Annotated in this window: 18 protein-coding genes; 10 read left to right on the top strand and 8 right to left on the bottom strand. The window is 71.4% G+C overall.

Features of this window, described 5'->3' with window-relative positions; translation table 11 throughout:
• Positions 1 to 327 (top strand): hypothetical protein (locus ACZ34W_RS10760; RefSeq protein ID WP_465603169.1); only part of this gene is annotated, 327 nt, incomplete at its 5' end.
• 25 nt (positions 328 to 352) lie between these two features.
• Here ACZ34W_RS10760 and ACZ34W_RS10755 read toward each other — a convergent pair.
• Positions 353 to 1,567: a D-alanyl-D-alanine carboxypeptidase family protein gene (locus ACZ34W_RS10755; RefSeq protein ID WP_465603167.1), complete on the bottom strand. Its 1,215-nt coding sequence runs from the start codon at positions 1,565 to 1,567 to the stop codon at positions 353 to 355.
• Positions 1,568 to 1,709: 142 nt separating this feature from the next.
• Here ACZ34W_RS10755 and ACZ34W_RS10750 point away from each other — a divergent pair, with 142 nt between their 5' ends.
• Positions 1,710 to 1,967: an SCO4848 family membrane protein gene (locus tag ACZ34W_RS10750; protein WP_465603165.1), complete on the top strand. Its 258-nt coding sequence runs from the start codon at positions 1,710 to 1,712 to the stop codon at positions 1,965 to 1,967.
• A gap of 64 nt (positions 1,968 to 2,031) precedes the next feature.
• Here ACZ34W_RS10750 and ACZ34W_RS10745 read toward each other — a convergent pair whose 3' ends face one another.
• The 4 genes from ACZ34W_RS10745 to sdhC are packed head-to-tail and all read right to left on the bottom strand — an operon-like array spanning position 2,032 to position 5,460.
• The gene (locus ACZ34W_RS10745) at positions 2,032 to 2,805 is read right to left on the bottom strand and encodes a succinate dehydrogenase iron-sulfur subunit (protein ID WP_329488025.1); all 774 of its coding nucleotides are present in this window, start codon (positions 2,803 to 2,805) and stop codon (positions 2,032 to 2,034) included.
• On the bottom strand, positions 2,805 to 4,547 hold the full coding sequence (sdhA, locus tag ACZ34W_RS10740; RefSeq protein ID WP_329488024.1) for a succinate dehydrogenase flavoprotein subunit: 1,743 nt from the start codon (positions 4,545 to 4,547) through the stop codon (positions 2,805 to 2,807). The genes ACZ34W_RS10745 and sdhA overlap by 1 nt, the downstream gene beginning before the upstream one ends.
• A 32-nt stretch (positions 4,548 to 4,579) precedes the next feature.
• Complete coding sequence (locus tag ACZ34W_RS10735; protein WP_329488023.1) at positions 4,580 to 5,071, bottom strand: succinate dehydrogenase hydrophobic membrane anchor subunit; 492 nt, start codon at positions 5,069 to 5,071, stop codon at positions 4,580 to 4,582.
• Between the two features lie 8 nt (positions 5,072 to 5,079).
• Positions 5,080 to 5,460, bottom strand: coding sequence for a succinate dehydrogenase, cytochrome b556 subunit (gene sdhC, locus ACZ34W_RS10730; RefSeq protein WP_329488022.1), 381 nt, complete (start codon positions 5,458 to 5,460; stop codon positions 5,080 to 5,082).
• Positions 5,461 to 5,725: 265 nt separating this feature from the next.
• Between sdhC and ACZ34W_RS10725 the strand changes: the two genes are divergently transcribed.
• Positions 5,726 to 6,493, top strand: a complete 768-nt coding sequence (locus tag ACZ34W_RS10725) for a hypothetical protein (protein WP_465603161.1) — start codon at positions 5,726 to 5,728, stop codon at positions 6,491 to 6,493.
• A 13-nt stretch (positions 6,494 to 6,506) separates the two neighbouring features.
• Here the strand turns inward: ACZ34W_RS10725 and ACZ34W_RS10720 are convergent, their stop codons facing one another.
• From ACZ34W_RS10720 to ACZ34W_RS10710, 3 genes are all read right to left on the bottom strand, one after another.
• Positions 6,507 to 6,992: a 2-oxo-4-hydroxy-4-carboxy-5-ureidoimidazoline decarboxylase gene (locus tag ACZ34W_RS10720; protein WP_329488020.1), complete on the bottom strand. Its 486-nt coding sequence runs from the start codon at positions 6,990 to 6,992 to the stop codon at positions 6,507 to 6,509.
• Positions 6,993 to 7,304: 312 nt separating this feature from the next.
• Positions 7,305 to 8,954 carry an alpha/beta hydrolase gene (locus ACZ34W_RS10715; RefSeq protein WP_465603159.1) on the bottom strand — a complete coding sequence of 550 codons (1,650 nt, stop codon included), beginning with the start codon at positions 8,952 to 8,954 and terminating at the stop codon, positions 7,305 to 7,307.
• A gap of 78 nt (positions 8,955 to 9,032) precedes the next feature.
• On the bottom strand, positions 9,033 to 9,773 hold the full coding sequence (locus tag ACZ34W_RS10710; RefSeq protein ID WP_396485561.1) for an SDR family oxidoreductase: 741 nt from the start codon (positions 9,771 to 9,773) through the stop codon (positions 9,033 to 9,035).
• A gap of 354 nt (positions 9,774 to 10,127) precedes the next feature.
• On the opposite strand from ACZ34W_RS10710, the gene ACZ34W_RS10705 reads away from it, so the two are divergent.
• The 7 genes from ACZ34W_RS10705 (at position 10,128) to ACZ34W_RS10675 (ending at position 18,835) form a co-directional block, all read left to right on the top strand.
• Positions 10,128 to 11,372, top strand: coding sequence for an amidohydrolase (locus tag ACZ34W_RS10705; protein ID WP_329492130.1), 1,245 nt, complete (start codon positions 10,128 to 10,130; stop codon positions 11,370 to 11,372).
• A 309-nt stretch (positions 11,373 to 11,681) separates the two neighbouring features.
• On the top strand, positions 11,682 to 12,734 hold the full coding sequence (locus ACZ34W_RS10700) for a BMP family lipoprotein (protein WP_329488017.1): 1,053 nt from the start codon (positions 11,682 to 11,684) through the stop codon (positions 12,732 to 12,734).
• Positions 12,735 to 13,071: 337 nt separating this feature from the next.
• Complete coding sequence (locus ACZ34W_RS10695) at positions 13,072 to 14,643, top strand: ABC transporter ATP-binding protein (RefSeq protein ID WP_465603356.1); 1,572 nt, start codon at positions 13,072 to 13,074, stop codon at positions 14,641 to 14,643.
• A 4-nt stretch (positions 14,644 to 14,647) separates the two neighbouring features.
• Positions 14,648 to 15,802, top strand: a complete 1,155-nt coding sequence (locus tag ACZ34W_RS10690; RefSeq protein WP_329488016.1) for an ABC transporter permease — start codon at positions 14,648 to 14,650, stop codon at positions 15,800 to 15,802.
• Positions 15,799 to 17,064 (top strand): ABC transporter permease, encoded by a 1,266-nt coding sequence (locus ACZ34W_RS10685; protein ID WP_329488015.1) that lies wholly within the window; start codon positions 15,799 to 15,801, stop codon positions 17,062 to 17,064. Before ACZ34W_RS10690 ends, ACZ34W_RS10685 begins: the two co-directional genes overlap by 4 nt.
• Positions 17,061 to 17,459 (top strand): cytidine deaminase, encoded by a 399-nt coding sequence (locus ACZ34W_RS10680; protein ID WP_329488014.1) that lies wholly within the window; start codon positions 17,061 to 17,063, stop codon positions 17,457 to 17,459. Before ACZ34W_RS10685 ends, ACZ34W_RS10680 begins: the two co-directional genes overlap by 4 nt.
• Before the next feature lie 98 nt (positions 17,460 to 17,557).
• Positions 17,558 to 18,835: a thymidine phosphorylase gene (locus ACZ34W_RS10675; protein WP_329488013.1), complete on the top strand. Its 1,278-nt coding sequence runs from the start codon at positions 17,558 to 17,560 to the stop codon at positions 18,833 to 18,835.
• Positions 18,836 to 18,837: the final 2 nt, after the last annotated feature.

Here is an 18,837-nt window from a genome sequence, read left to right as displayed (position 1 = left end):
CCGGCCGCCGCCCGCGACCGGGCCCGCGAGCGCGCCGGGGCCATGCTGAAGGCCGCGAACGAGGCGGAGGCGGCCGAGCGGGACGACGCCGCCACCGCCTGGACGGCGCTGGCCGACCCGGCCGCCGCCCGCGACCGGGCCCGCGAGCGCGCCGGGGCCATGCTGAAGGCCGCGAACGAGGCGGAGGCGGCCGAGCGGGACGACGCCGCCACCGCGGGCAAGGAAGGCAAGCACGGCAAGGACGGCGGGGGTGACGGGGACGGCGGGGACGGCGGGGACGGCGGGGACGGCGGGGACGGCACGCCGAAGGCCCGGCCCCAGGAGTGAGACCGGGCCCCCGACGGCACCGCCGTCAGTCGGCGGCGGGGCCGCCGCGCCGCCGTAGCAGGAACAGCGCACCGGCGCCGCCCGCCGCGAGGGCCAGCGCGATCCCCACCCAGCCGACCGGCCCGGGGCCCGAGCCCCCGTCACCACCGGCCGCGGCGGCCGCCGGGGCGGTCGGGGAGGCGCTCGGGGAGGGGTGCGGCGGCGGCGCGGGCGCACCGGCGGTGCCACCCGCCTGTCCGGTCGGCTCCCCGCCGGCCGGCGCCTCGTCCACCAGCCTGCCGACCGGGGTGACCCTGTCGGCCGCCGCGAACCCCCAGTCCAGCAGCGCCGCCGTCTCGTCGTAGACCTTCTGGTACGTCGAGGGGTGCATCACCGTCACCAGCAGGGTGCGGCCGTTCCGTTCGGCGGCGCCGACGAAGGTCGAGCCGGCCTCGGTGGTGAAACCGTTCTTCACGCCGATCAGGCCCGGGTACTTGCCGAGCAGCCGGTCGGTGTTGGCGATCCCGAAGCTGCCCCGCTGCCCGGTGTTCTTGTCCACCGCGCCGGGGAACTGCGCGTCCCGGGTGGCGCAGTACATCCGGAAGTCGGGATTGCGCAGCCCGGCCCGGGCGAACAGGGTCAGGTCGTAGGCCGAGGAGAGCTGGCCGTCCATGTCGTAGCCGTCCGGGGAGATCACCCGGGTGTCCCGGGCCTGCAGCGCGTCCGCGCGGGCCTGCATCTCGGCGACGGTCTGCTGGACCCCGCCGTTCATGTGCGACAGGACGTGCACCGCGTCGTTGCCCGAGCTGAGGAAGACCCCGCGCCAGAGGTCCTCGACCCGGTAGTCCAGGTTCTCCTTGATGCCGACCAGGCTGCTGCCGGCGCCGATCCCCTGGATCTCCGCGTCCTCGACCCGGTGCACCAGGTTGCGGTCGAACTTCGGCAGCACGGTGTCCGCGAACAGGATCTTCAGGGTGCTGGCCGGCGCGAGCCGCAGATGGGGGTTGCTGGCCGCCAGCACCTCTCCTGACGTCGCGTCGGCGACTATCCAGGACCGCCCGGTGAGGTCGCCCGGCAGGGCCGGGGCGCCGGGCAGGGGTGCTACCTGGGCACCGGAGAGCCCCAGTCTCTCGCCCCCGATCGCGGCCGGCGGGGGCGGCGGCTCGTGCGGGGCCGCGACGGCCACCGGGGCGGCGAGGATGGCGGGGAGCGCCGCGGCGTACGCGACGAGCAGGTGTGCGAGCTTACGGCGTGTGGGCACCAGCAGACCGTACCCAGTCGGGGCCGCCGCCGTCCGCCCCTTCGGGCCCGTCCTCCACAGGAGGGGGCCGCCGTACGCCGAACGGCCGCCCGCGCATACTGGAACCGCACACCATCTTCACCTCAGCCGCCGAGGACGCTCCATGAAGCTCAGCCGCCGCACCTCCTGGTTCCTGACCGCCTTCGGCGTCTGGTCCATGATCATCTGGACCACCTTCGTCAAGAACCTCTGGAAGGACTCCGGCGGCCAGGCCTTCACCGACGGCGACCACTCCCAGCCGACCGCCTTCTTCTGGATCCACCTCCTGCTCGCCGTGACCTCCTTCGTCCTCGGCGTCACCGTCGGCGCCATCGGCCTCCGCGGCCTCCGCGCCACCCGCCGCGAGCCCGCCGCCGAGTAGCCGCAACGCCGAGGCCCCGTCCGATCGGGTGATCGGACGGGGCCTCGGCGTGCTCGGGCAGGAACTAGAAGCGGCGGGTGACCAGGGCCCGCTTCACTTCCTGGATCGCCTTGGTGACCTCGATGCCGCGGGGGCAGGCCTCCGAGCAGTTGAAGGTGGTCCGGCAGCGCCAGACGCCCTCACGGTCGTTCAGGATCTCCAGCCGCTGCTCCGCACCCTCGTCGCGCGAGTCGAAGATGAAGCGGTGCGCGTTGACGATCGCGGCCGGGCCGAAGTACTGGCCGTCGTTCCAGAAGACCGGGCAGGACGACGTGCACGCGGCGCACAGGATGCACTTGGTGGTGTCGTCGAACCGCTCGCGGTCCTCGGCGGACTGAAGGCGCTCGCGGGTCGGGTCGTTCCCCTTGGTGATGAGGAACGGCATGACGTCCTTGTACGCCTGGAAGAACGGGTCCATGTCCACGACCAGGTCCTTGAGGACCGTGAGGCCCTTGATGGCCTCGATCGTGATCGGCTTCTCCGGGTTGACGTCCTTGATCAGGGTCTTGCACGCCAGCCGGTTGCGCCCGTTGATCCGCATCGCGTCGGAGCCGCAGATGCCGTGCGCGCAGGAGCGGCGGTAGGTGAGGGTGCCGTCCTGCTCCCACTTGATCTTGTTGAGCGCGTCCAGGACGCGCTCCTTCGGGTCCAGGGTCAGCTGGTAGTCGACCCACACCGGGTCCGGGTGCTCCTCCGGGTTGAACCGGCGGATCCGGAAGGTGACGGTGATCAGCTGGATGCCGCCCGCCTCGGCCGCGTCCAGAGCGGCCGAGTGCTTCTCCGCAGTAGGAGTGCTCATCAGTACTTACGCTCCATCGGCTGGTACCGGGTCGTGACGACCGGCTTGTAGTCGAGGCGGATGGAGGTGGTGCCGTCCTCGGCGACCTCCTGGTACGCCATGGTGTGCTGCATGAACTTCACGTCGTCACGGGTCGGGAAGTCCTCGCGGTAGTGACCGCCGCGCGACTCCTCGCGGGCGAGCGCGGAGACGGCCAGCACCTCGGCCAGGTCGAGCAGGTTGCCCAGCTCGACGGCCTCCAGGAGGTCCGTGTTGTAACGGAAGCCCTTGTCCTGGATGGAGACGTTCTTGTAGCGCTCGCGCAGCGCGGCGATGTCCTCGACCGCCTGCTTCAGCGTCGCGCCGGTGCGGTAGACCATGGCGTTGGTGTCCATGGTCTCCTGCAGCTCCTTGCGGATCTGCGCCACGGACTCGGTGCCGGTGGACTCGCGCAGGCCCTCGACCAGCGCCTGCACCTTCTCGGCCGGGTTCTCGGGCAGCTCGGTGTAGTCCACCGTCTGCGCGTAGTCGGCGGCGGCGATGCCCGCGCGCTTGCCGAACACGTTGATGTCCAGCAGCGAGTTGGTGCCCAGGCGGTTGGCGCCGTGCACCGAGACGCAGGCGACCTCGCCGGCCGCGTACAGGCCCGGAACGACGTCGGTGTTGTTGCGCAGCACCTCACCGGCGACGTTGGTCGGGATGCCGCCCATCGCGTAGTGCGCGGTGGGCTGGATCGGGATCGGGTCCGTGTAGGGCTCGATGCCGAGGTAGGTGCGCGCGAACTCGGTGATGTCCGGGAGCTTGGCGTCCAGCTGCTCCGGCGGCAGGTGGGTGAGGTCCAGGTAGACGTGGTCGCCGTCCGGACCGCAGCCGCGGCCTTCGCGGATCTCGGTGTAGATCGCGCGGGAGCAGACGTCACGGGACGCGAGGTCCTTCATGACGGGGGCGTAGCGCTCCATGAAGCGCTCGCCGTCCTTGTTGCGCAGGATGCCGCCCTCGCCGCGGGCGCCCTCGGTGAGGAGAATGCCCATGCGCCAGATGCCCGTCGGGTGGAACTGGAAGAACTCCATGTCCTCCAGCGGCAGGCCGCGGCGGTACACCAGGGCCTGGCCGTCACCGGTGAGGGTGTGGGCGTTGGAGGAGACCTTGAAGAACTTGCCGGTGCCGCCGGAGGCGAACACGACCGACTTGGCCTGGAAGACGTGGATCTCGCCGGTGGCCAGCTCGTAGGCGACGACGCCGGCCGTCCTGCCCTCGTTGATCAGCAGGTCGAGGACGTAGAACTCGTTGAAGAACTCGACACCGTGCTTGACGCAGTTCTGGAACAGCGTCTGGAGGATCATGTGGCCGGTGCGGTCCGCCGCGTAGCAGGACCGGCGGACCGGGGCCTCGCCGTGGTTGCGGGAGTGACCGCCGAAGCGGCGCTGGTCGATCCGGCCCTGCTCGGTACGGGAGAAGGGCAGGCCCATCTTCTCCAGGTCGAGGACGGCGTCGATGGCCTCCTTGCACATGATCTCGGCGGCGTCCTGGTCGACCAGGTAGTCACCGCCCTTGACCGTGTCGAAGGTGTGCCACTCCCAGTTGTCCTCCTCGACGTTGGCGAGGGCGGCGCACATGCCGCCCTGGGCCGCGCCGGTGTGGGACCGGGTGGGGTAGAGCTTGGTGAGCACCGCGGTGCGGCTGCGCTGGGTCGACTCGATGGCCGCGCGCATGCCGGCGCCGCCGGCGCCGACGATGACGGTGTCGTACTGGTGAATCTGCATGGGGGTTCTAACTCGCCTCTGGCCTCTGCCGATTAGATGTTCGGGTCGAAGGTGAAGATGACCAGGGTGCCGAGCAGCACGGTGAAGACCGTTGCGGCGCCCATGAGGCCCTTCAGCCAGAGCCGGGTGGAGTCCTTCTCGGCGTAGTCGTTGATGACCGTCCGCATGCCGTTGGCGCCGTGCAGCATGGCGAGCCAGAGCATCAGGAGGTCCCAGCCCTGCCAGAACGGCGAGGCCCAGCGGCCGGCCACGAAGGCGAAGCCGATCTTGGAGACGCCACCGTCGAGCACCAGCATGATCAGCAGGTGGCCGAGGATCAGGACCACCAGGACGATGCCGGACAGGCGCATGAAGAGCCACGCCAGCATCTCGAAGTTGGTCCGGGTGCGGCGCGGGGTCTTCTTGGTCCGCTGGCGGGCCGGCTCGACCACGAAGGCGTCGGCGGGGTTGCCGGTGCCGAGGCCCTTGCCGGTGTGCGCGTGGGCGGAGGGGACCACCAAGGCGTCGGAGATTTCCGTGGACATGTCTCAGATCACTTCCCGAACCAGGTGGTCAGCGTGTGCTGAAGGATCGGGTAGAAGGCGCCCGCCATCAGGACGACCCACACCCCGACCACGGTCCAGAGCATCTGCTTCTGGAACTTCGGACCCTTCGACCAGAAGTCGACGGCGACGACCCGCAGGCCGTTGAGGGCGTGGAACAGGATGGCGGCCACCAGGCCGTACTCCATCAGGTTCACCAGGGGCGTCTTGTACGTCTGAATCACAGAGTCGTACGCCTCGGGCGACACTCGCACCAGTGCGGTGTCCAGGACATGAGCGAACAGGAAGAAGAAGATGAGGACGCCGGTGACTCGATGAGCCACCCAGCTCCACATGCCTTCCCGGCCGCGGTACAGCGTTCCAGCCGGCACGGAAAAACCCTCCGGAAGCGATTGGGGGCTCGGCCGGCTTCGGTGTCGGTCAGCCCGGCCGGGTACGGTCCACCGGCCGCCAGCATCCTATCGACGCGTTATCGCGAACCGCCTCCGGGGGCCCGAGGTGTGATCAATCAGGCACGACTGGCCTAGTGCGGCGGGAACCCGGGCGGCTCCGGAGGCCTCGCGGCCACGCAGCGTGACCGTTCGACTGCGCTACCGTGGCCGCCGCTTCCGTCGCCGACACTCTGCCGAGGCCCCCGTGCCGCTCAGCCCGCCCCGCCGCCCGTCCCCCGCCGTCGCGGTCTGCGCCCTGCTGCTCGCCGCGGGCTGCACCACGGTCGGCGGCTCCGCCGACCGGGCCGCGCCGGCCCGCGAGCTGTCCGCCGCCGAGTTGCGGGCGGCCGCGGTGGCCGACGGCGACCTGGGGGCCGGGTACACGGTGACGGTGATGACGCCCGGTCACGGCGAGACCGGCTCGGGCGGCGGCCGGGAGGTCTCCGACCTGCCCGCCTGCCAGCCGCTGCTGGACGCGGTGACCCCGGCGGTGGCGGCGGGCGGCGCCACCGCCTCGCCGGGCCCGGGGGATCCGTACGCGGAGACCGATCTGAGCGTGGCGCGGGCGGCCGATCCCCAGGGGGGCGTGTACGGAGGACTGCTCGGCTACCGGACCGGGCGGGCGGCGCAGCTGCAGTCGGAGCTGGAGAAGCTGTTCGGCCCGTGCGCCTCGTTCGTCTCCAGCGCTCCGCCGCCGCCGGCGGAGAAGAGCCGCAAGCCGGTGCGGACCAGGCACCGGTTGGTCCGGGACGACACGCCCACGCCCGGGGGAGCCGACGCGGTGACCGGGTTCACCCTGACGAGTGAGTCGGGCAGCGTGGTGCTCGCCCAGCGTGCGGTGGTGGCCCGGGTCGGACCGGTGCTGGCGGTGCTCACCACCGTCGGCGTCGGCGCGGAGCCCGCCCCCGTGCCGGACGAGCGGATCGTCCGGCAGCAGGTGGCGAAGCTCCGCGCCGCGCAGGCGCACGGGTGAGGGCGGGCCCGGCTCAGCGGGCTCCGGCCTCGGAGTGGGTGGCGACCAGGTGCTCCAACCGGGTCAGGGCGATCCGGCGGAGCTCGTCCGAGGCGATCAGCCGTTCCTCGTCCGGGTCGTGCGCCAGCCGGGTGCGGATCGAGCTGAGCACGGTGTCGAGCATCTCCTCGGGGGCCACCCCTTCCAGGCAGACCACGAAGACGTGCCCGAACCGGGCCTCGTACGCGGCGTGGGCGGCGCGAAGGGCGGTGTGCGCCGCCTGGCTGCCGGGTGCGCGCATGCCCAGGAGCGGCTGCGGCATCCAGCTCTCGTCCGCCAGCGCCTCGGCCAGGTCGGCCGGTCGCAGGTCGTAGGAGGCCTCGCTGGCCGCGGCCAGCAGGGACTCTATGTCGGGGTAGGGCCGGTGGGCGGTGAGCCGCAGGGCCCAGCGGTGGCTGCCGCAGCAGGCCAGGAGGGCCTCCTCGGCCGCGCCGGCGTCGGCCTCGTTGAAGCGGTGCAACCCGAGGAGGGTCGGCTCGGAGCTGGGATCGAGCCGCGGTGACGGGATGTCGCTGGCCAGCGGGTCCTCCTCGTGAGGGCGGGAAGGTGCCGGTGAAAGGGGGTGGTGAAGCAGGTGAAGTATGAGGCCGCGGGGCGGTGTTCGAGACCCGCCGGGCAGCGGCTCAACGGTAGTTGAGCAGTCATCAGTTGGGGAGAGCGCACGCGGAATTCATCCGATCGAGCTATCAAGTTGTGACGTTGACACCTAAGTGTCAGCGCCCTCCCCGTTCACATCTGCTAATCGTCCAGGCCTTTCGGCCGCCGGCTCCACTCAGGAGCAGCGCGTCCCCGGCGCCGGCATCGTCCCCTCGACGAGGTACGCGGTCAGCGCGGCGTCGACGCAGCCGTTGCCCTTGCCGAAGGCGCCGTGCCCCTCGCCGACCCGGGTCAGCAGGGTGGCGTCGGCGAAGCCCTTGGCGAGCGCCTCGGCGGAGGCGTACGGGGTGGCCGGGTCGCCGGTGGTGCCGACCACCAGGATCGGCGCGCTGCCCTCGGCGCGGACGGCGTGCGGCCGCTCCGCCGTCCGGAACGGCCAGCGGGCGCAGCCGGCCTCGCTGTAGTCCTCCACCGTGACGCCCTTGGAGACCAGCGGGGCCTCGGCCAGGAGCCTGGCCACCGCCTGCTGGGCGCGCTCCGCGGTGGGCGCCGGCGGGGCGGCGTCGGCGCAGCTGATCGCGCGGTTCGCCTCCTCCATCGGGCTGAAGTGGCCCTTCTCGTCGCGGCCGTCGTAGCCGTCGGCGGAGGCGAGCAGCGGGTCCACCTTGTGCCCGACCATGGCCCAGCCGAGCGCGTTGCGCAGGTACGTCCAGGACGTCTTCTCGTCGCCGTAGAGCGCGCTGATGACGCCCGTCCAGGCGAGGTCGCGGCCGACCTTCCGGCCGTCGGACGCGGTCATCGGGTGGCCGTACAGGCCGTCCAGGAAGTCGGCGGCCTTCTGGGCGGCCCTGGCCGGGTCCTTGCCGAGCGGGCACTCGGCCGCGTGGTTCTTCACGCAGTCGGCGGCGAAGCGCTCGAAGGACTTCTCGAAGCCGATCTGCTGGTCGACGCCGTGGTCCAGCCGGTCCTGGGCGGGGTCGACGGCGCCGTCCAGGATCAGCCGGCCGGTGTTCTGCGGGAACTCCTCGGCGTAGAGCGCGCCGAGGTAGGTGCCGTAGGAGATGCCGAGGTAGTTGAGCTTCCGGTCGCCGACGGCGGCGCGCAGCACGTCCAGGTCGCGGGCGGTGTTGCGGGTGCCGACGAAGGGCAGCAGCCGGCCGGACTTCGCCTGGCAGGCGGCGGCGTGGTCGGTGGCGTTCCCGACCCGGTCGGCGGTGCGGGCGGCCGGCTCCAGCGGGGTGTCACGCTGGTTGACCTCGTCGTGCTGCTTGTCGTCGTAGCAGACCACCGGGGAGCTCTCGCCGGTGCCGCGCGGGTCGAAGCCGACCACGTCGAAGCGGTCGTGCAGGGTGCCGTCGTACTCCGTGGCGCCGTACTTGACCATCTCGACGCCGGAGGCGCCCGGGCCGCCCGGGTTGACCATGAGCGAGCCGAGCCGCTGGTCCGGCCGGGCGGCGGGCAGCTTGATCAGCGCGAGGTCGAGGGCGTCGGCGGCGGGGGCGGTGTAGTCGAGCGGGACGTGCAGCCGGCCGCAGAGCATCGCGGATATGTCGATCTTGGCCCGGGCGGCCTGCGGGTCGGCCGGGCAGGCGGCCCAGGCGATCTGCTGGCCGTAGAACGGCTTGAGCGCGGGGTCGTCGGCGCCGGTGGGCTTGGCGGTCGGCGTCGGGGTGGCCGTCGGGGTGGCCGGGGCGGCCGACGGGGCCGCGGCGGCCCCGTCCTGAGCGGGCTTGGTGCCGTCGTTGCAGGCGGAGCCGAGAAGCAGGGTGCCGGCCGCGAAAGCGGTCAGCAGAAAGCGCGGGCGGGCGGCCCGAAGAGATCTCATCGCACGTATGTATCACTGCCGGGTGACCGCGTGGATCATGGCCCCGGCGTCGGACCGCCCGCCCGCGCCGCCCGGCCGTCAGACCCGGTGCACCTTGTGGTTGGCGGCCTGGGCCCGTGGGCGGACGACCAGCAGGTCGATGTTGACGTGCGGGGGCCGGGTCACCGCCCAGGCGACGGTGTCCGCGACGTCGTCCGAGGTCAGCGGCTCGGCGACGCCCGCGTACACGGCCGCGGCCTTCTCCTCGTCGCCCCGGAAGCGGGTGACGGCGAAGCCCTCGGACTTGACCATGCCGGGGGCGATCTCGATCACCCGGATCGGCTCCCCGCACAGCTCCAGCCGCAGGGTGGCCGCGATGGTGTGGGCCGCGTGCTTGGCCGCCACGTAGCCGCCGCCGCCCTCGTACGCGGCCAGCGCCGCGGTGGAGGAGAGCACCAGCACGGTGCCGTCGCCGCTCGCCCGCAGCGCGGGCAGCAGGGCCTGCGTCATGTGCAGCACGCCGAGCACGTTCACCTGGTACATCGCCAGCCAGTCGGCCGGGTCGGCGGTCTCGACCGGCTCCGCGCCGATCGCCCCGCCGGCGTTGTTGACCAGGACGTCCACCCGGCCGACCTCGGCCGCGAAGGCGTCCACGGCCGCCCGGTCGGTGACGTCCAGGGTGTGGGCGCGGCCGCCGAGCTCCTTGGCGAGCTCCTCGATCCGCTCGGTGCGGCGGGCGGTCAGCACCACCTCGAAGCCCTCGGCCGCGAGCCGGCGGGCGGTCGCCGCGCCGATTCCACTGCTGGCTCCGGTGACCACGGCCACCTTCTGCTCGGTCATTGCCACTCCCTGGAGGAACGCGTCGGTCGGGGGAAGTACGTCGGTCGCTCGTCCGATCATCTCAATGACGCCGACCGGGCCCGCGCCGCGGTGGGGGACGTCCACCCCGGTGGGTCCTCCAGCCGTCCCGAACGGCGTCAATCCCCCGTCGGAGTGGCCCCGTGACCGCCGGTGCGGGTCGTCGTTGCACAGGGCACGCAACCCGGGGAAGGCGACTGAAACAAAATGTCATACCCACCTGCTCAGCCCCTATGCGCCCATACGGGGACTTCTTTTCGGGAAGTCGGGCCAAATCCCCCCAACAGGCCTACCCTTGTTGAGATGAACCGTCCTGAGTCCGCCCAGCCGGCCGTCATGCCCACCGCTGCCCGCCCCGTCGCCGCCCTGCGCGACCGTGTCGCGGCGCTGGAGCCGGAGCTGATCGCGTTCCGCCGCGATCTGCACCGCCACCCGGAGCTGGGCCGCCAGGAGTTCCGCACCACCGCCCTGCTGCGCGACCGGCTGACGGCCGCCGGCCTGGCCCCCCGGGTGCTGCCCGGCGGCACCGGGATGATCGTCGACATCGTCCCGGAGGGCGCCCCGCGCGGCGCCGAGTTCCTGGCCTTCCGCGCCGACATCGACGCGCTGCCCATCGACGACGCCAAGACGGACGTGCCGTACCGGTCGACCGTCGCCGGCCGCGCCCACGCCTGCGGCCACGACGTGCACACCTCCGTCGTGCTGGGCACCGCCCTGGTGCTCGCCGAGGCGGCCCGGTCCGGCGAGCTGCGCCGCCCGGTCCGGCTGATCTTCCAGCCCGCCGAGGAGCTGATGCCCGGCGGCGCGCTGGACGTGATCGCCGCCGGCGGGATGGACCGCGTCGGCCGGATCTTCGCGGTGCACTGCGACCCGAAGGTGGAGGCCGGCCGGATCGCGCTGCGCACCGGGGCGATCACCTCGGCCTGCGACCGCCTGGTGCTGCACCTGGACGGCCCCGGCGGCCACACCGCCCGCCCGCACCTGACCACCGACCTGGTGACCGCGATCGCCCGGATGGCCGCCGACCTGCCGGCCGCGCTGTCCCGCCGGATGGACCCGCGCTGGGGCGTCAGCCTGGTCTGGGGCCGGATCGCCTCGGGCTCGGCCCCCAACGTCATCCCGCAGCACGCCGAGCTGGAGGGCACCGTCCGCTGCCTGGAGCTGGAGGGCTGGCGCGAGGCGCCGGACCTGCTGCACGAGCTGATCGCCAAGCTGGCCGAGACCTACCGGGCGAAGTGGACGCTCGACTACCACCGCGGGGTGCCGCCGGTGGTCAACGAGGCCGTCTCGGTGGGCCTGCTGGAGGCCGCGATGACGGCCCGTTTCGGGCACCGGGACGAGGGGCGCGCCACGGCGGCCGCCGGCCAGGTGGTGGAGGACACCGAGCAGAGCCTCGGCGGCGAGGACTTCTCCTGGTACCTGGAGCACGCCCCGGGCGCGCTGGCCCGGCTCGGCGTCCGCACTCCCGGCGACAGCACGGTCCGTGACCTTCACCAGGGCCGTTTCGACGCGGACGAGCGGGCGATCGGGATCGGCGTGGAGCTGTTCGCGGCGCTGGCGCTGGAGACCGAGGGGGCGTAGTCCGCTCCCCGGTGGGCGTCCCGGGCCCGGTCCGCAACGGACCGGGCCCGTTGTCGGTTCACCGGGCCGGGCCTCGATCGAGCAACGCCCGAGTTATCTGCTTCCTGGCTTTTTGTCCGGTTACGTACACTGGGCAGCGCCAGTTCCGATCACCCTCCGCGTACGGGAAAGGGGCCCCGGGAAGACTGTCAGACCACGGTTTGATAACAACCCGAATGCTCCGGCGACCTGTGACCCAACCGTGTTCTACGCGCGTTACGGTGGCGTCCGACCACGCTAAACGGGTGCGTGTGAGAAGGAGATACTCCCTTGCGCCGTTCTACTAAGCTCGCTGCGGTTGTGCTCTCGGGTTCCCTGGGCATCGCCTCGCTCGCCGCTTGCGGCGCAAAGAGCAACGACACCACCGCTTCCTCCGGCTCGTCCGAGGGCGGCCTGAAGGTCGGCATGGCCTACGACATCGGTGGTCGTGGCGACCAGTCGTTCAACGACTCCGCCGCCCGCGGTCTCGACAAGGCCAAGGCCGACCTGGGCGTCGCCGTCACCGAGGCCGACGCCAAGACCGGTGAGGCCGAGGCCGACAAGGAGACCCGGCTCAAGAACCTGGTCACCGCCGGCTACAACCCGATCATCGCGGTCGGCTTCGTGTACCAGGGCGCCGTCGAGAAGGTCGCCAAGGACAACCCGAACACCAAGTTCGCGATCATCGACTCGGCGTCCGACACCCAGCCGAGCAACGTCACCTCGCTGACGTTCTCGGAGCAGGAGGGTTCGTACCTGGCCGGTGTGGCCGCCGCCCTCAAGACGAAGACCAAGCACGTCGGCTTCATCGGCGGTGTGCAGTCCGAGCTGATCAAGAAGTTCGAGGCCGGTTACAAGGCGGGTGTGAAGTCCGTCGACCCGAGCATGGCGGTCGAGACCACCTACCTGACCACCCCCCCGGACTTCTCCGGCTTCAACTCGCCCGACAAGGGCAAGGAGGCCGCGCAGGGTCAGCTGGACAAGGGCGCGGACGTCATCTACACCGCTGCCGGCTCCTCCGGCAACGGTGCCATCGAGGCCGTCGCCAACGCCGGCAAGCTGGCGATCGGCGTCGACTCCGACCAGGCCGCCCAGCCCGCCCTGGCGAAGTACAAGGCCAGCATCCTCACCTCGATGGTGAAGAACGTCGACAAGGCCGTCTTCGCCTACATCGACTCCGCCAAGAAGGGCTCCCCCTTCACCGGTGTGAAGAACTTCGACCTGAAGGCCGACGGCGTCTCGCTCGCCACCACCGGCGGCAAGATCGACGACATCCAGGGCAAGCTCAACGACGCCGCCACCGCCATCAAGAGCGGCGCCACCACCGTCCCGACCGCTCCGTAAGGCGCGCCCGGACGTCGCTGCCGCTGCCGCCTGCCCGGCAGCGCAATGATTGACGCAGCATCAGGGAGGGGCCCGGAAGGGTGCGCTCAGTGCGTACCCCCGGGCCCCGTCCCGTACCCCACCGTTTTTCTTGGCCCTCCAGCGCAACGACGCGCCTCCAGACCACCAGGAGATCGCCATCACCGCATCCGACCCCGCCCTCAGCAAGGGCGGTACCCCCAGCGCGGGGACGGCGACACCGGCCGTCGAACTGCGCGGCATCACCAAGCGCTTCCCCGGCGTCGTGGCCAACCACGACATCAACCTCACCGTCCGCACCGGCACCGTGCACGCCCTCATGGGTGAGAACGGCGCCGGCAAGTCGACGCTGATGAAGATCCTCTACGGCATGCAGAAGCCGGACGAGGGCACCATCGCGATCAACGGCGAGCAGTGCGAGTTCAACACCCCGGGTGACGCCATCTCGCGCGGCATCGGCATGGTGCACCAGCACTTCATGCTCGCCGACAACCTCACCGTCTGGGAGAACGTCGTCCTCGGCGGCGAGAAGCTCCACGGCATCGGGGCCAAGGCGAAGGCGAAGATCAAGGAGATCTCCGACCAGTACGGCCTGGGCGTGCGCCCGGACGCGCTGGTCGAGGACCTCGGCGTGGCCGACCGCCAGCGGGTCGAGATCCTCAAGGTGCTCTACCGCGGCGCCAAGATCCTGATCCTCGACGAGCCCACCGCGGTGCTCGTCCCGCAGGAGGTCGAGGCGCTCTTCGGCAACCTGCGCGAGCTCAAGGCCGAGGGCGTCACCGTCATCTTCATCTCGCACAAGCTGCACGAGGTGCTGTCGGTGGCGGACGCGATCAGCGTCATCCGGCGCGGCACCACGGTCGGCGACGCCGACCCGGCGAACGTCACCGCGCGCCAGCTGGCCGAGCTGATGGTCGGCGCCGAGCTGCCCTCCCCGGGGAGCCGCGAGTCGACCGTCACCACCACCGAGATGCTCGACGTCCGGGATCTGCGGATCGCCAAGACCGACGCCGAGGGCATCGAGCGCGTGGTGCTCGACGACATCTCGCTGCGGATCCACAAGGGCGAGATCCTCGGCATCGCCGGTGTCGAGGGCAACGGCCAGGCCGAGCTGGTCGAGGCCATCATGGGCATGCTGCCGCTGGACGGCGGCGCCGTCACACTGGACGGCAAGGACCTCTCCGGCTCGCTCACCCGCAGCCGCCGCGAGGCCGGCATCGGCTACATCCCCGAGGACCGCCACCGCCACGGCCTGCTGCTGGAGGCCCCGCTCTGGGAGAACCGGATCCTCGGTCACGTCACCGAGAGCCCGAACTCCAAGGGCCTGCTGCTCGACCCGGCCGGTGCCCGCAAGGACACCCAGCGGATCGTCGACGAGTACGACGTCCGCACCCCCGGCATCGAGGTCACCGCGGCGTCGCTCTCCGGCGGCAACCAGCAGAAGCTGATCATCGGCCGCGAGATGAGCCACGAGCCCAAGCTGCTGATCGCCGCCCACCCCACCCGCGGGGTGGACGTCGGCGCGCAGGCGCAGATCTGGGAGCACATCCGGACCGCCCAGCGGGCCGGTCTCGCGGTGCTGCTGATCTCCGCCGACCTGGACGAGCTGATCGGCCTCTCCGACACCATCCGGGTGATCTACCGCGGCCGTCTGGTGGCCGACGCCGACCCGGCCACGGTCACCGCCGAGGACCTGGGTACCGCGATGACCGGTGCCGCCCGCGGCCACATCGAGTCCGAGCCCGAGGCCGTCGAGGAGTTCCACGCGGTCACCGCGGAGGGCACCGAGGCCGAGGCCGCCGGGACCGGCTCCACCGAGGACGCCGCCGCCCGGGACGCCACCTCGTCCGACACCCCCACCGACACCGCCGACCCGCAGGCGGGGGAGTAGCCACATGACCAGTCCCAACCCCGCGGCCAAGAGCAAGCTGGCGCAGCGGTTCGACGGCGAGAAGATCGTGCTCGCCCTCGCAGCGCCGGTGCTCGCCGTGCTGCTCTCCGTCGTGATCTGTTCGGTGCTCCTGGCGACCTCGGGCAAGAACCCGTTCGACGCCTGGAACGTGATGATCACGTACGCCACCAAGTCGGACGGCCAGGTGGCCATCCTCAACCGGTCCACCACGTACTACCTGGCCGCCGCGGCCGCCGCCTTCGGCTTCCGGATGAACCTCTTCAACATCGGTGTCGAGGGCCAGTACAAGGTCGCGGCGCTGTTCGCGGCGTTCGTCGGCAGCCGGCTCGACCTGCCGTCGTTCATCCAGATCCCGCTGCTGCTGATCACCGCCATGCTGGTCGGTGGCCTGTACGCGAGCATCGCCGGTCTGCTGAAGGTCTTCCGCGGCGTCAGCGAGGTCATCTCGACCATCATGCTGAACGCCATCGCGGTGGCGATCGTCGGTCTGCTGCTCGTCCCCGGCATCTTCGCGCCGGAGAAGAGCTCGACCAGCAACTCCATCCAGACCAGCCCGGTCTCGGAGTCCAGCCACTTCTTCGCGATCAACACCGACGGCGGGCCGCTCTACGGCTTCCTCTTCATCGCGATCCTGGTCGGCGTGGCCTTCCAGTTCACCCTGACCCGCACCCGCTTCGGCTTCGACCTGCGCGCCACCGGCCGCTCCGAGACCGCCGCGACCGCCTCCGGCGTGAACGTCAAGCGCATGGTCGTCACCTCGATGGTGGTCTCCGGTGCGCTGGCCGGCCTGATCGGCATGCCCGAGCTGCTGCAGAACTCGTACAACTTCGGTCAGAGCTTCCAGGGCGGCCTCGGCTTCCTCGGCATCTCGGTCGCCCTGCTCGGCCGCAACAGCCCGATCGGCATGGCCTTCGCCGCGCTGCTGTTCGCCTTCCTGGACGCCACCGGCTCGCAGCTGCCCCTCCAGGGCGGCTTCCCGTTCGAGATCGTCCCGGTCATGCAGGGCACCATCGTCATCTGCGTCGTCGTCGCCTACGAGCTGGTGCGCCGCTACGGCCTCAAGCGCCAGCAGCAGAAGGTCGGCGCCGAGCTCGCGGCCCAGGCTGCCGCCAACGAGAAGAAGGAGGTGTCCGCATGAGCACGGCCACCGCTGCCCGCGCGAAGGCGCCGGGCGCTCCCGCCAAGAAGCGCAAGTTGTCCTGGCCGGTGGTGCTGCTGCTGATCGCGGGCGCCCTGGTCCTCTTCTCCGCCGTGGGCATGGCCACCGGCAACCACTCGCTGACCTCCTCCGGCCAGGTCACCGCCGCGCTCAGCGCCGCCGTGCCGATCGGCATGGCCGGTCTGGGCGGTCTCTGGTCCGAGCGGGCCGGCGTGGTCAACATCGGCCTCGAAGGCATGATGGTCGCCGGCACCTTCTGCGGCGCCTGGGGCGGCTACCTGGTCAACCCGTGGTTCGGCCTGGTGGCCGGCATGCTCGGCGGTGCGCTCGGCGGTCTGCTGCACGCCGTCATCACGGTGACCTTCGGCGTCGACCACATCGTCTCCGGTGTCGGCGTCAACCTGCTGATCCCCGGCATCTGCGCGTACGTCAACCGGATCTACTACAAGGACTACATCTCCGTCGGCGCCGGGGCGAACCAGTCCCCGCCGGCCGATCCGCTGCCGTACATCACCATCCCCGGGCTCTCCTCCGGGCTGAAGGACATCGAGACCCACCACTGGTTCCTGGTGTCCGACGTCGCGGGCGTGCTGGGCGGTCTGGTCACCAACATCTCGGTGGTCGTGCTGCTGGCCGGCGCGCTGATCGTGGTCAGCTACTTCGCCCTCTGGCGCACCGTGTTCGGCCTGCGCCTGCGCTCCTGCGGCGAGAACCCGACGGCGGCCGAGTCGCTGGGCGTCAACGTCTACAAGTACAAGTACCTCGCGGTCATCACCTCCGGTGCCTTCGCGGGCCTCGGCGGCGCGTACCTCTCGCTGGTCGCGGCGCACTTCTACAAGGACGGCCAGACCAACGGCCGAGGCTTCATCGGCCTCGCGGCGATGATCTTCGGCAACTGGATGCCGGGCGGCCTCGCCATGGGCGCCGGCCTGTTCGGCTTCACCGACAGCCTCCAGCTGCGTGACCCGGAGTCGGTGCACGTGCTGATCCTGGTGGTCGCCATCGCGATGTTCCTGCTGGCGCTCTGGAACCTGTACCGCCGCAAGATCCCGGCCGCGCTGATCACCTTCGTGGTGGCCGGCGGCCTGGCGGCCTGGTACGCCACCACCGAGGAGGTGCAGCGTCCGCTGATCGTGGCGACGCCGTACGTGATCACCCTGGTGGTGCTCTCGCTGGCCTCGCAGCGGCTGCGGCCGCCGAAGGCCGACGGCCAGATCTACCGCAAGGGCCAGGGCAAGTGACGGCCCCCGCGGCGGCGGTCGACTGGGAGGCACTGCGGGCGGCGGCGCGCGAGGCGATGACCCACGCCTACGCCCCGTACAGCAGGTTCCCGGTCGGCGCGGCCGCGCTGGTGGACGACGGTCGGGTGGTCACCGGCTGCAACGTGGAGAACGCCTCGTACGGACTCGCGCTCTGCGCCGAGTGCGGCCTGGTCTCCATGCTGCACGCCACCGGTGGCGGCCGGCTGACCGCGTTCACCTGTGTGGACGGCAGCGGCGGTCTGCTGATGCCGTGCGGCCGCTGCCGCCAGCTGCTGTACGAGCACGGCGGGCCCGATCTGCTGGTCGAGCTGCCGTCCGGCGTGAAGCCGATGAGCGAGGTCCTGCCCGACGCGTTCGGGCCGGAGCGGCTCTAGTCTTTGTTTCTGTTACGCGCGTAGAGTGTCGCGAGTGGGGCCGCAATCCGGCCAGCTCGCGACACTCTTCGCATTTTGAACCCCCTCTTGGAGCAGCCATGGACGCCATCTCCGTCATCAGGACCAAGCGCGACCGCGGAGAGCTGAGCGACGCTCAGATCGACTGGGTCATCGACGCCTACACCCGCGGCGACGTCGCCGACGAGCAGATGTCCGCCCTCGCCATGGCGATCCTGCTGAACGGCATGAACCCGCGCGAGATCAGCCGCTGGACCGACGCGATGATCCGCTCCGGCGTCCGGATGGACTTCTCCTCCCTCGCGCAGCCCACCAGCGACAAGCACTCCACCGGTGGCGTCGGCGACAAGATCACCCTGCCGCTCGCCCCGCTGGTCGCCGCCTGCGGCGCCGCCGTCCCGCAGCTCTCCGGCCGGGGCCTCGGCCACACCGGCGGCACCCTGGACAAGCTGGAGTCGATCCCCGGCTGGCGCGCCCTGCTCTCCAACGACGAGATGATGAAGGTGCTGCACGACGCCGGCGCCGTCATCTGCGCCGCCGGTGACGGTCTGGCCCCCGCCGACAAGAAGCTGTACGCGCTGCGCGACGTCACCGGCACCGTCGAGGCCATCCCGCTGATCGCCTCCTCGATCATGTCCAAGAAGATCGCCGAGGGCACCGGCGCCCTCGTCCTGGACGTGAAGGTCGGCTCCGGCGCCTTCATGAAGAACCTGGACAACGCCCGCGAGCTGGCCCGCACCATGGTCGGCCTGGGCACCGCGGCCGGCGTCAACACCGTCGCGCTGCTGACCGACATGTCGACCCCGCTCGGCCTCACCGCCGGCAACGCGCTGGAGGTCCGCGAGTCGGTCGAGGTGCTGGCCGGCGGCGGCCCGGCCGACGTCGTCGAGCTCACCCTGGCGCTGGCCCGCGAGATGCTCGCCGCGGCCGGCGTGCACGGCAAGGACCCGGCCGACGCGCTGCGCGACGGCTCCGCGATGGACCACTGGCGCCGCATGATCTCCGCCCAGGGCGGCGACGTCGACGCCCCGCTGCCGGTCGCCCGCGAGCAGCACGTCATCCCGGCCCCGGCCTCGGGCGTGCTCACCGCGCTGGACGCGTACGCGGTGGGCGTCTGCGCCTGGCGCCTGGGCGCCGGCCGGGCCCGCAAGGAGGACCCGGTGCAGGCCGGCGCCGGCGTCGAGATGCACGCCAAGCCCGGCGACACCGTGGTGGCCGGGCAGCCGCTGCTGACCCTGCACACCGACACCCCCGAGCGCTACGAGTACGCGATCGAGGCGCTGGCCGGCGGCATCGAGGTCGCCCCGGCGGGCACCGCGTTCACCCCGAACCCGATCGTGCTGGACCGCATCGCGTGACC

The organism is Kitasatospora sp. NPDC022856 (genome assembly GCF_055561235.1).
Note: the sequence above shows the minus strand (reverse complement) of the source record. Positions and strands in the feature narration are given on the sequence as shown.